Here is a 12,241-nt window from a genome sequence, read left to right as displayed (position 1 = left end):
TATATTGTACAAAAACACCCAAGAAATTTTCGTTTACTTTCTAAATGAGACCTACTTTTATCTTCTATTTCGATTGCATCACTGTTTCCATGAAAAAGGTTCTTGCGATTGCCTGTCTATTTTTGTTCCTTAGTTCACCCAATCCAGACCCATCTGCAAACAAGCAGAAATTCGTTTAGCCAATCGCTCCAATTCAATCCAGCAAACAGTCAATTGGCGTTTATAATCATACAGTTGATACAGGTCATTCTTAACGAAGGCCGGTTCGGGAGGCAATTTTGTCCTGTCAATCGACATACAACCCCTAACTGGCTTCTTTGTCATGAAACGATTTCACCTACTTCCATTACTGCTTACTGGCTTGCTGGCCTGTAGTGAACCCAATACCAATATTGCGCCAATCGATCCATCTCCAGATAACCCTTCAGGTTCTGCGGGAGGGCTACAGACTGAAGTGGGCGCTCCCACTGGGGCCGCCATTTCGCAAACCATTGGCCCGGATGGCGGTACCCTAACCACCTCCGATGGTAAATTAAAACTGACCATTCCGGCGGGTGCCCTCGCTTCCTCGACCACTATTAGCGCACAACCCGTTGAAAACAAAGCTCCCGGTGGCACGGGCACGGCTTACGCACTCAGTGTAGCCGCTGCACAGGGTCGGCTGAGCGCCGAGGTCCCGCTACTGACCGAAGCGCAATTAACCTTAACCTACACCGCCGATGACGTTGACGGATCGGTCCCCGAAGCTTTGGGGGTAGCCTATCAGGATAAGAACGGTGTGTGGCAGGGACAACGAAAAGTAAAACTCGATCAAACCCATAAGACCGTAACTGTATCCATCGATCGCCTGGCACCGTATGCATTCTACGAGCAGTTTGAACTTCGCACCGATAAACGAGTGCTGGCCCCAGGCGAGCAGACGCAGCTAACCGTCTATTATCAGGAAGGAGCCACTGACAATCCTGCTGTAGATTTGGTGCCACTTACCCCCGTGAAGGTAGTATCAGCCAGTCGGCTGGTACGCTGGACCATCAACGGCGTAACCGACGGAACCGTCAAGGGCGACAACTATGGTAACGTAGGGCAAATCACCGAAGACCGAACGCTGGCTAAAGCTAGCTATGACGCTCCCATCCGCGAACCGGATACCAATCCCGTAATGATCGGGGCTGAACTGGATGTGCAACCTTTTGGACGAGTTACAGTAGTACAGTCTATCCGGGTAGAATCGGCGGCACGCTTAAGTGTGGGCGGAGCAATAGATAACAACCCCAATGTCGCACTCTCAATCATGGGTAATAAGCTCATGGGAACTCTTGTATCTGCCTCACCCACAGGCCTCCCATTTGTCTCCTTTATCATCGACGATTTTCGGGGAAAAGGTACGTATAACTTCCCTAAAGACGGCCCTAATCATACTATTGCAGCAGGAACATCTGGCGAGGGCTACGCACATGGATACTATAAACCGTATAGTACGGAGTGGGTGTCGGGCAACATCATGGTAACCATTACCGAATACAGTGGTGCCGGAAAACCTATACGCGGGACTTTAGCGGGTACTTATTACAAAGAAATAACCCCAATCAGTGTATCGGCCCGTTTCCAGGGCGTTCCTTCGGTCATTCCTTAGTCGACGGAGGCTTATCATTGATAAACGATCGAGGAAGGTACTATCACAGAGCCAGTTGGAAACTATAAAGTTGCTCATCCGCAACCCGGTTGTCAATGAACGGATCATTTTTTCCAGATAAGCCTAAACATTGTAGTGCTTGTTTTGTATAGTTGCCTACCAGGCCTATTACAAAACAGGCATTGCCGTTCATGGTGGAAACCAAAAGGCAAACAGCTATTTTCAAAACGTATACATGAGATAGCAGCCTGATTGAGCTTAAACAGTACGCTCACCAGTGTCAAAATATTCTTACTGTACGTATATCCAAACGACCGCGCAAGCTCAGGAAAAACTAGTGCAAAAATGGAATTAATAAAGCTGCAAAAACACGACGACCAATGGGCGTCAATTTTCAATCTGGAGCAACAGAAGCTTTTTAACGTACTGGCGCAGCAGGTCGATAACATTCACCACGTAGGTAGTACAGCGGTTCCCGACTTAATGGCAAAACCGATTATTGACATCGCTATAGAAGCCAGTACATTTCCTCCCTCACAGACCATTATTGACCAACTTGCCACAATCGACTATATATATAAAGGAGAAGCAGGTATTGAAGGCCGGCATTGGTTCATAAAAGGGAATCCAAGACAATTCAATCTTCACTATTGCTCCATCCAATCTGAGGTTGTAAAAAATCAACTGAAACTACGAGACAAACTAATCGAGAACGAATCGTTTCGACGAGAATATGAACGCATAAAACGCAAAAATCTCAAAAATAAAGACATCGATAGCCCAGAATACGCGCTAGCGAAATCGGATTTCATTCAAAAAGTCATCCCTTCCAACAACGGCTAACCCTATGCCGAAGTCCAGACCGCGACTATCATTGTCGAATCAGTCAGGTTTATAGACAAACCGGAAAATTTGATCTGTATACAGCCCAAAACCGCTTTTGCCCATTTCGAAAGTTGCCTATCCACCAGGCGTCAAACATCCGTAACCGTAAGCTGTTAAGACTAAAATCGACAATGTCCACTGGCATTTCAGAAGTACTTTAATGGATTCGTGATAGCCTCTTTATGTCAGTTTACTGTATTTCTTGGGCTTTATACCTATATGCTTTTCAAACACTTTTGAAAAATGGCTAAGGTTTTCAAAGCCCATTTTATAACCTGCTTCCGATACAGAGCAGTTTTCATCGCGGATGAGCCGGGCAGCTTCCTTCATTCGCAGATACTGATAGTAATCATAAATACCCATACCGAAAATCTGCGTAAAGAGATGGCGCATTTTTAACTCGTTCATTCCGGCAATCTGCTTCAATTCAGCGATTGTACTGGGTTGATTCAGCGAGGAAACTAATTTGTCGCGCACGTTATATATGGCCTGTATGTCTTTGTCACTGAGTTTTTGATGAACCGATTTTTCACGCCTACTCAGGCTTCGAAACAGATAAAACAACAGTTCCATCGCTTTTAGTCTGTACTGATAACTTTTCAAAACTGGCGGTTCTTCCTTTTGTACCAGTTCATTTACGGTTCGGATAATATCATCCGTCATAAATTCTTCAATCAAAAAATTAGTATCACCAGCAAACAGATATTGAAACGCTTCGGCGTCTTCACTTAGAAAACTCTTCAGGTAATCGGCACTGATAAATATAGAAACCACGTTCACATGCGCATCTTTTTCGAAAACACTGGTGTGTGGTAGCGTTGACGGAAACACGCGCACGTAAGGAGGTTTTTCCGGCCTTTTTAGCGTTCTTTTTTCATCCGTTGGGTCATTGTAATCAAATAGGTTATGAAAGAAAAATCGAATACTGTTGTCGATGTATTTCGGTGGTGTCGTAAGCCGTGAAAACGTTTTCCTGACCACATACGAAGCAATAAACATTGCCAGGTCGGGCAAAAACGTGACGCTTTTCTGATACTGTACCTCCACATTTTGAATTATCTGCTCGCCAATATCGTAGCCGATTTTATTTACAAACTGAATAAAGCGCTGCTTATCTTCTTCTGTCAACATAAAGTTTTACGGTTATTTTTAGTAGTTATAGCGTTATTTTATGCGTAAAAATACAATCACATTTGCTTTATCGAAACCAATAAACGTCATGAAGAAGAAGCAAGTGTTGATATCAGGAGCCAGCATAGCTGGGCTAACTTTAGCCTATTGGCTCAACAAATACGGTTACCGGGTAACTATCGTCGAAATTTCGTCAGGATTAAGGCGCGGGGGTTCACCCATCGATGTGCGGGGCGAAGCGCTGGACGTTGCCCGACAAATGGGTATTTTGGAGAAGATTAAAGCGAATGAATTTGTGCATACCGATGTACTCGTAAATGCTCAAAATGAAACACTAGCCACATTTTCGTTAAATACGCAAACCGAATACCTTGGTGATATTGAACTTCATCGCGATGATCTGGTGGATATACTTTACGAGAATATACCAACCCATGAGGTCGAATGTCTTTTCGAAAACAGAATTGAGAAATTAATTCAGCAGGAAAACGAGATTGAGATTGGGTTTAAAAACGGCGAGAGCCGAACATTTGATTTTGTTTTTGGTGCAGATGGCACCCACTCATCCGTCAGAAAAATGGCTTTTGGCAACGAAGAAAATTACTCAAAATTTTTTGGAGAGTACTTTGCCATTGTTGAGGTGCCAGACCTGAAGCCCAACAAACCTAATTCGGGCACTATATACAATGAACCGGGCAAAATGGCAGCTATTTATCCGTTTAAAAATACGGTAAACGCTTTTCTTGTTTTCAGATCGCCCAAGCTAAATTTTGACTACAGAAATCAAGCGCAGCACAAACAAACTCTGAAAGAGACGTTTAAAAATAGCGCATGGCGAATTCCTGAAATTTTAGACGCCATGATTCATTCCGACAATCTGTATTTTGATGAAGTTTGCCAAATCCATATGCCGACCTGGACAAACGGACGGGTTGCCCTCCTTGGCGATGCCGCGCATGCAGCTAGTTTTCATACCGGAATGGGCACAAGCCTGGCCATGCAGGGCGCAACGATTTTGGCCAAAGAGCTTCACGAAACGGATAATTACGAAACGGCGTTTGCGAACTACAACGAAACATACCGACCGGTTGTGGAAAGTGTGCAAGCAAGGATCACCCGAGGAATGAATTATTTGGTACCCGAAACGGAAGAGGGTATTCAGGCGTTTATTCAACGATTCAAAAAATAAGGCCGATATCAGAAAAAGCCATGCCGCCCCGCTATAATCGTGGACGAGCCGTTGATATAGGACTGATTAGAAATTAGCGTAGCTATCAACAGCTAAAAGCCGTTGACTTACGTTTATCCCTACTAACTAAATAGCTCTATGAAGGCGCTCCCCCTCACCACCCTGGATACCGGTAAACTAATCCAATCGGTGACGACAAACTATGCGAATTTTCCGGTCGCTGAAGTGAATGACCATGTCGTCAGGTTGAGCGTGATGACCGAGCCTTATTTCTGGCATTATCACCCCAACTCCGATGAGACGTTTATGACGGTGGAAGGCGTTTTAATCATTGAACTGGAAACCGAAACGATTGAGTTATTACCCGGCCAGCTCTTTACGATTCCTAAAAACGTTGCCCACCGAACCCGACCCAAGGGCGAACGGTCGGTCAACATCACCTTCGAACATAGCCAGATTGAAACGGTACAGGTTGATCGGTAGGTGCTTAGTCTTACGCTTTTACCAATCAGTAGATGATCTCATTTTTACAAATCATTTTTCGGTTACAACAACCTGCGTTTCGGCTACGCCTTCCGAACGATGGCGACTGAACTTTGTGACACCAAAAAGCAAAGAACAGTATCATGAACGTATTCGTAACAGGCGCAACCGGATTTATTGGATCGGCCGTCGTAAAAGAATTGATTGCAGCCGGACATCAGGTAACGGGACTCGCCCGCTCGGAAGCGGCAGCCCAGAAACTCCTATCGTTCGGCGTGACACCCCACCCCGGCGACTTAACCGATCTGGACAGTCTGAAAGCCGGAGTTACTGCGGCAGATGGCGTTATCCACCTGGGTTTTATCCACGATTTTACCCGCTTTGCGGACGTGTGTGCCATCGACAAAACGGTTATCGAAACCATGGGTCAGGCCCTACTGGGCACCGACAAGCCGTTTGTAGTCACCTCCGGCACAGCCGTAATCAATGGGAACGAGTTGCTGACCGAAGATATGCGCTTACAAGGGACCACTCACAATCCGCGTTCGGCTACCGAACTGGCGGTGGATGTCGTGGCGGCTCAGGGCATTCGCGTATCAGTCGTAAGACTGTCGCCTTCAGTGCATGGCGAGGGTGATGCGTATGGCTTCGTCCCTATCCTTATCAATCTGGCCCGGCAACATGGGAAAGTAGCCGTTATCAACGGAGGGTCCAATGTGTGGCCAGGTGTCCACCGACTGGATGCCGCCCGACTCTATAGGCTGGCACTGGAAAAGGAAGCACCCAGCGGTACCCGGTACCACGCGGTGGCCGATCAGGGAGTATCGACGCGCCAGATCGCGGAGGCCATTGCTGCAAAACTCAATCTACCAGTTGTATCGCTGACGTTTGAAGAAGCACCGTCCTATTTTGGCTGGTTCCAGCATTTTGCGTCCTTCAATAACCCGTCGTCCAGTGCCATCACACAAGCAATGCTGGACTGGCACCCTACCCACCCAAGCCTGATGGACGACTTGCGGGGCGATGTGTATTTTCCTGCGCAGTAGTACTGGCATTTTCTGTCATCCCGACGGCAGGAGGGATCTTCGGTAGAACGTTTTTTTAGTTCATTACCGAAGATCCCTCCTGCCGTCGGGATGACAGAAAATCTAACCGAATATCCAGTCGACAATCTCAGTTTTATCTATCATTCACTTGCTATCTTTAAGCTATGAACAGCCTGGGGCCTCACCGGATCAAGACCATTACCGAGTTTCACCACTTGCGGGAGCTACCGAAGCCGAAGCATCCACTCATCAGTATTGTTCATTTTGATACGTTTAAAAAACGGCTGGGAAAAGGCGTTGAACACCTGGTGTTCGACTTTTATACTATTTCGCTGAAGCGGGGAATGAACCATACGTACAAATACGGCCAGCAAACGTATCAGTACGATTTCAACGATGGCGTGATGTTTTTCATGGCCCCAAACCAGGTGTTCAGCGTTCAGTTCGATGAAGATACCCGAGGACCGTCTGGCTGGATGCTCCTGATCCATCCCGATTTTCTGTGGAATACCTCGCTGGCATCGACCAGTAAGAAGTACGCTTTTTTCGACTACACGGTCAACGAAGCGCTGTTTTTGTCGGAAGCTGAAGAGCAGAAAATGAACCAGATCATCCGCATCATCGACGACGAATACCAGGACAGGATCGATGCGTTTAGTCAGTCCATCATTGTATCGCAGCTGGAAACGCTGCTGCACTACTCCGACCGTTTCTACCAGCGACAGTTTATTACCCGCCAAAAGGTAAACCACGAGATTCTGGAGCGGCTGGAAATTATCCTGAACGAGTATATCAACAGCGAAAAGCTCATGCTGCAAGGGCTGCCTTCGGTGCAGTATATTGCAGAAAATCTGCACGTTTCGCCCGGTTACCTGCGTAGTCTGCTGAAACAACTGACCGGCCAATCGACGCAGCAAATGATCCACGAAAAGGTGATCGAAAAAGCGAAAGAACGCCTATCCACCACTCATCTGTCGGTTTCAGAAATCGCCTATGAACTGGGGTTCGAACAGCCGCAGTCCTTCAGCCGATTATTCAAAAGCAAGACCCACCAAAGCCCATTGGAATTTCGGGAGCGGTTTAACTAAGGTCGATCGATGGTTGTGTAGAGGCTATTCAACCTTTTTGTCATGCCGAGGAACGAGGCATCTTCGGAAGCGCCGATGAATAATCAGAGTCCAAAAATGCCTCGTTCCTCGGCATGACAAAAAGGCTACTGGCACGAACATCTACACAGGTTCTATTTATCCATACGTAAGGATGAAGGGGCTCCCCTAATCCGTAAACGCGAAAAAAATCGGTGATGGTATGAAAGTTAGGAATCCGGGCCATTGCGCAACGAAACTTGTTACCAGTTAGGCATTCAGGCTGGATTGTTTACCCTCGTTAAGTTATAAAAATTAGGGAGCGCCTGGTTTAGACACTAATCGCGGGTAGAATTTCGCAATTCCTCACCAGAATCCAGCTAGTTCACAAATCGCTGGTTCATCTCCGTTTTGTCGACAGAAAACCTGTCGCCCCCGGCAGCTTACTAACTAGCTTCCCGTTAACTATATCTTCTCCAGAAGGGGTTACATTTACCATTTAACTTTTGACTACAGCAAAAGTCGCTTTGGCTACGTCGGTGTCTGGCTGCGTGCAGACCTTTGTCTCATCAACCAATACGGCAAAAAATGGACTTAAAAAATAGCACTGTACTCATCACGGGCGGCACCAGCGGTATCGGTCTGGAGCTGGTAAAACAACTTACCGAACTCGGTACAACTCTCATCATAACGGGCCGCAACCCTGATGCTTTACTCCGAACAAAGGATCAGTTCCCCAACGTATACACGGTTCAGAGCGATGTCAGTAAATCTGGCGATATCAAACAGTTGTACAACGAGGTTACCAGACAATTTCCAGCCCTCAATATCGTCGTCAACAATGCCGGAGCCATGCGGCTGATTGACCTGCAAGACCGTTCGATGGACCTGGAAAATATTACCCGCGAAATCGATACCAACCTGTCGGGAACGATCCAGATGGTACATCAATTTCTTCCTCATCTGCTGAAACAAACCTCAGCTGCCATCGTCAATGTTTCATCGGGCATTGCCTTTATGCCCTACTCGTCGGCTCCCATTTACAGTGCAACCAAAGCTGGCGTTCGGGCCTATACGCAAGCCCTGCGATTGCAGTTGGAAGATACGAATGTAAAGGTGTTTGAAATGATACCACCGGGTGTAAACACCAACCTGCAAAACGACTGGGCCGTACAGCCTAATCCAGCTATGATGATGGACGTAGATAAGATGGTACATGTGGTGGTAAAAGCCCTCAAAAACGATACCTTAGAGATCAAGCCGTTTCTGATCAATGTCATCAAGGCAATGAGCCGAATTGCACCCGGCCAGATGATCAAATTCGGCCACCGGGAATTTGGAAAACTTAAAGCACAAACCAACGGATAGTCATGGTAAAAAATATCATTGCCTTAGTATTACTGGCCGTGTCGGTCGTTCTGGCATTCAAACACGGTTGGGACACGTTCAATTATCGAAACCATCCCGAATCAATGAAAATGATGCATGAACTCGGTATCAGCGAATCGATAGTTCCATTCTTCGGGGGTTTAACAATTCTGATAGGGGTTCTGCTGCTCATTCCGCAAACCTTTTTCCTCGGCAATGTGCTGAATGCCATGTCGATATTGCTTATCATGGCATTAGCGGTGAGAGCCGGTCATTTTAGCATGGTCCTGATGGAAATTCCGTTTTTAATCATGCCGCTAGTCATGATCTGGCTGCGTTATCCGTTCGTCAAAAACGTCTGATACGATATGGCGCCCCTGAAAATAAAAACCATACCCGAAGCCCATCGTATATTGGGCTTACCCGCTCCCGAACACCCCCTCATCAGCCTGTTGAACTACGCCGACCTGAAGATGCCCGACTTCACCGGCGAGCTGAGTGCGCTGTTCGACTTCTATTATATATCGCTAAAAAAAGGGTTTACGAACAAACTTTTTTACGGGCAACAGACCTACGATTTCGACGAAGGCATGCTCTATTTTGTAGCCCCCAATCAGATTCTGCGCGGTGCCGGTCCCGAACCGGACGATGATTTGTCGGGTTGGATTCTGCTCATCCATCCCGATTTCCTGTGGGGCACGTCCCTGGCCAAGACCATCAGGAAGTATGAATTTTTTAGCTATACCGTACACGAAGCGCTGTTTCTGTCCGACAAAGAAAAATCAATCGTGAATGGCATTGTCGCAAACATTCAAACGGAGTATCAGAACAACATTGACACGTTCAGTCAGAACATTATCATTTCGCACCTTGAAACCTTACTCAACTACGCCGAACGCTTTTATCAACGCCAGTTCCTGACCCGAAAAAAAACCAATCATCAGGTACTCGACCGACTGGAATAACTGATGACGGATTATTTCAACAACGAAGCGTTGTTTTCCAAAGGATTGCCTACGGTGCAGTATATTTCCGACAACCTGAACATTTCCCAAAGCTACCTGAGAGGGTTACTGAAAACATTAACTGGCCTGAGTACGCAGCAATACATTCACGAGAAACTGATCGAAAAAGCAAAGGAGCAGCTTTCCACCACTCAATTATCCGTTTCAGAAATTGCGTACGAACTGGGTTTTGAGCATCCGCAATCGTTCAGTAAATTATTTAAGGAGAAGACCAACCAAACCCCACTGGCCTTTCGGGAGCAGTTTAACTGATGCCTTTTGGTGATTCAAGAATAGACACAGAAACCAACCCGCAAATTGACTACAACGAACCGCAATTAGACTACATTCCCTGGCGGGCACCTGCTGACCTTTGTACTATCGTTTATTTAAGTGAAAATAATCATGGTACAACAAGAGAAAAATGCAGTCAATAGCGGCAATAAAGCAGAAAAAGTATGGTTCATCACCGGGTCTTCCAGAGGGTTTGGGCGAGTATGGACCGAAGCGGCCCTGCAACGGGGGGATAAAGTAGCGGCCACCGCCCGCAACGTCGAAAGCCTGGCCGACCTGAACGAGAAATACGGTGATCGCGTATTGACATTGGCCTTAGATGTGACCAATGCCGACCAGGTAAAATCGGCCGTTGATACAGCGCATGCCCATTTTGGCAGACTGGATATTGTTTTCAATAATGCCGGTTACTCGCTGATCGGAACCATTGAAGAAGCCTCCGCCGATAACATCCGGGCACTGTACGATACCAATGTGTTAGGGCCCGTTTCGGTTATTCAGGCTGCTTTGCCGCTATTGCGCAAACAAGGTAAAGGGCACATTCTGGGCACATCCAGTTCGTTAGGGCACGTCACGTATCCGGTCATTGGCTATTACTGTTCGTCGAAATGGGCGTTCGAAGCCATTCACGAAAGTCTGGCAGCGGAGGTCAAGCCATTTGGCATCGACGTGACCATTATTGAACCTGGAGCCTATGCCACGGAGTTTGGTAGTCAGGACTCGTTGAAGTTTGCGGATAGTCTCCCGGTTTACGATGACTTTAAAGCGGCCTTTTTCGGCAGCCTTCGGGCGTTGGAACGCGGCAATCCTGAAGCCACACCCGAAGCGATCTTCAGCGTAGTCGATACCCCAAATCCGCCTTTGCGGCTGTTTCTGGGAAGTCATACATTACCAGAAGTTCGTAAGGCGTATGCCCAACGCATAGCAACCTGGGAAGCCTGGGCAAGTATTTCGAATGCGGCCCAAGGGTAATTCGACATTTGTCATCCCGACCGGGACGCGTAGTCGCAGGAGGGATGACAAAATAGTTGTACCATTGATTCATGAAAAAAGCAGAAACCGCCCCCATACGATTTGAATCGCTGTCCGAAGCCTCAAAAGCTACCGGGCTTCCGGCTCCGTTGCACCCCTTGATCACGCTGTTCAACGGTGTCGACCAGCCATTGGAAGGTTCAGAACCCTTACCCAGGCATGTGCTGAGCTTTTACAAAATCTCGTTTCGGCCTTATTTGGGAGGTATCCTGCGGTATGGCCAGACTCATTTCGATTACAACGAGGGCGGATTATTTTTTGCAGCTCCCAACCAGCTTATCGGCAGTAGCGACGATGAAACCAGTAATGGTGAGAAAAGGTGTACCAATCAGCAGATTTCGTTGCTGATCCATCCCGATTTTCTGCTCAACTACCCGCTTGCCGAAAAAATCAGGCAGTATACTTTTTTCTCGTACTCTGTTCAGGAAGCCCTTCACCTGTCGGACAAGGAAAAAGAGGTTATTCTGGCCCTTTTCCGAAATCTGGAAGAAGAATTACACAACCGGCTCGACGAGTTCAGTCAGGATGTGATCATTTCCCAGATCGAGCTGTTGCTAAGCTACGCCCATCGCTTTTATAAACGGCAATTCATTACCCGAAAGCCTGTTCACCATACGGTATTAGAAAATCTGGATACGATTCTGAACACTTATTTTGATGGACTCAATTCACTGGAAAAGGGCATTCCCACCGTTCAATACCTCGCCGACCAACTGCACCTCTCTTCGGGCTATTTAAGTGATCTGCTACGTTCGCTAACCGGCCTGAACACGCAGCAGCTGATCCACGAAAAACTAATCGAAAAAGCCAAAGAAAAGCTCTCCACAACCAGCTTATCCGTCAGCGAAATCGCTTATGAACTGGGCTTCGAGCACCCACAATCGTTCAGCAAACTATTCAAGGAAAAGACCCGGCAAACACCGCTCGCGTTTCGGGAACAGTTTAATTAATAAACTGCTTGCGGAGGTTGATCAGAAACCAGTACCTGTTTTAACTTGTAATCGTACTTTACCCCAACCCCTTTAGGCAGGATTGTTAAGTTCCGCCGTATTCCCCAGCTCCCTAAAGGAGGAGCGGTTCACGCCAAACAT

Annotated in this window: 11 protein-coding genes and 1 pseudogene; 11 read left to right on the top strand and 1 reads right to left on the bottom strand. The window is 47.0% G+C overall.

The features are described 5' to 3' along the window. The first annotated feature begins 322 nt into the window (after window positions 1-322). Window positions 323-1,633 (top strand): hypothetical protein, encoded by a 1,311-nt coding sequence (locus B5M13_RS11700; RefSeq protein ID WP_080055842.1) that lies wholly within the window; start codon window positions 323-325, stop codon window positions 1,631-1,633. 345 nt (window positions 1,634-1,978) lie between these two features. Further along, window positions 1,979-2,476 (top strand): GrpB family protein, encoded by a 498-nt coding sequence (locus B5M13_RS11695; RefSeq protein ID WP_080055841.1) that lies wholly within the window; start codon window positions 1,979-1,981, stop codon window positions 2,474-2,476. A 222-nt stretch (window positions 2,477-2,698) separates the two neighbouring features. On the opposite strand, the gene B5M13_RS11690 is transcribed toward B5M13_RS11695, so the two are convergent. Continuing rightward, window positions 2,699-3,649: a helix-turn-helix transcriptional regulator gene (locus tag B5M13_RS11690; RefSeq protein WP_080055840.1), complete on the bottom strand. Its 951-nt coding sequence runs from the start codon at window positions 3,647-3,649 to the stop codon at window positions 2,699-2,701. Between the two features lie 88 nt (window positions 3,650-3,737). Between B5M13_RS11690 and B5M13_RS11685 the strand changes: the two genes are divergently transcribed. From B5M13_RS11685 to B5M13_RS11645, 9 genes and pseudogenes are all read left to right on the top strand, one after another. Then, on the top strand, window positions 3,738-4,838 hold the full coding sequence (locus B5M13_RS11685) for an FAD-dependent monooxygenase (RefSeq protein WP_080055839.1): 1,101 nt from the start codon (window positions 3,738-3,740) through the stop codon (window positions 4,836-4,838). 138 nt (window positions 4,839-4,976) lie between these two features. Further along, a complete protein-coding gene (locus B5M13_RS11680; RefSeq protein WP_080055838.1) occupies window positions 4,977-5,321 on the top strand; it encodes a cupin domain-containing protein in 345 nt (114 codons plus the stop codon). 143 nt (window positions 5,322-5,464) lie between these two features. After that, on the top strand, window positions 5,465-6,367 hold the full coding sequence (locus tag B5M13_RS11675) for an SDR family oxidoreductase (protein ID WP_080055837.1): 903 nt from the start codon (window positions 5,465-5,467) through the stop codon (window positions 6,365-6,367). Window positions 6,368-6,531: 164 nt separating this feature from the next. Continuing rightward, window positions 6,532-7,455, top strand: a complete 924-nt coding sequence (locus B5M13_RS11670; protein WP_080055836.1) for a helix-turn-helix domain-containing protein — start codon at window positions 6,532-6,534, stop codon at window positions 7,453-7,455. Window positions 7,456-8,040: 585 nt separating this feature from the next. Beyond that, window positions 8,041-8,820 (top strand): SDR family oxidoreductase, encoded by a 780-nt coding sequence (locus B5M13_RS11665; RefSeq protein ID WP_080055835.1) that lies wholly within the window; start codon window positions 8,041-8,043, stop codon window positions 8,818-8,820. A gap of 2 nt (window positions 8,821-8,822) precedes the next feature. Further along, window positions 8,823-9,182, top strand: a complete 360-nt coding sequence (locus B5M13_RS11660) for a hypothetical protein (RefSeq protein ID WP_080055834.1) — start codon at window positions 8,823-8,825, stop codon at window positions 9,180-9,182. A 6-nt stretch (window positions 9,183-9,188) separates the two neighbouring features. Then, window positions 9,189-10,097, top strand: a pseudogene (locus tag B5M13_RS11655) (helix-turn-helix domain-containing protein). 132 nt (window positions 10,098-10,229) lie between these two features. Then, the gene (locus B5M13_RS11650; RefSeq protein WP_080055833.1) at window positions 10,230-11,090 is read left to right on the top strand and encodes an SDR family NAD(P)-dependent oxidoreductase; all 861 of its coding nucleotides are present in this window, start codon (window positions 10,230-10,232) and stop codon (window positions 11,088-11,090) included. Window positions 11,091-11,161: 71 nt separating this feature from the next. Then, entirely contained in the window at window positions 11,162-12,100 is a 939-nt protein-coding gene (locus tag B5M13_RS11645; protein ID WP_080055832.1) for a helix-turn-helix domain-containing protein, read from the top strand. Window positions 12,101-12,241: the final 141 nt, after the last annotated feature.

The sequence above is a fragment of the Spirosoma aerolatum genome, from assembly GCF_002056795.1.
Lineage (GTDB): Bacteria > Bacteroidota > Bacteroidia > Cytophagales > Spirosomataceae > Spirosoma > Spirosoma aerolatum.
This window is presented reverse-complemented; position numbering and strand designations above follow the sequence as displayed.